The 452-nt window shown below is 52.2% G+C and carries 1 rRNA gene; it reads left to right on the top strand.

The window, feature by feature from the left end:
* Position 1: 1 nt before the first annotated feature.
* Positions 2 to 452: ribosomal RNA gene (locus MW695_RS22270) — 23S ribosomal RNA — on the top strand; the annotation flags it as partial.

Raw genomic sequence — 452 nt, 5'->3', positions numbered from 1 at the left:
TGGTTAAGTTAGAAAGGGCGCACGGTGAATGCCTTGGCACTAGGAGCCGAAGAAGGACGCGACGAACGGCGAAACGCCTCGTGGAGCTGTAAGTAAGCTTTGAAGCGGGGATATCCGAATGGGGGAACCCACCATCTGTAATGAGATGGTACCCGTATCTGAATCTATAGGATACGAGGAGGCAGACCTGGGGAACTGAAACATCTAAGTACCCAGAGGAAGAGAAAGCAAATGCGATTTCCTGAGTAGCGGCGAGCGAAACGGAATTAGCCCAAACCAAGAGGCTTGCCTCTTGGGGTTGTAGGACACTCTATACGGAGTCAAAAAGAAACGGAGTAGGTGAAGCGATCTGGAAAGATCCGCGAGACAAGGTAACAGCCCTGTAGCCGAAACTTCGTTTCCTCCAGAGTGGATCCTGAGTACGGCGGGACACGTGAAACCCCGTCGGAATC

It is taken from the genome of Halalkalibacter sp. APA_J-10(15) (assembly GCF_023017105.1).
Lineage (GTDB): Bacteria > Bacillota > Bacilli > Bacillales > Bacillaceae_D > Halalkalibacter.
This window is presented reverse-complemented; position numbering and strand designations above follow the sequence as displayed.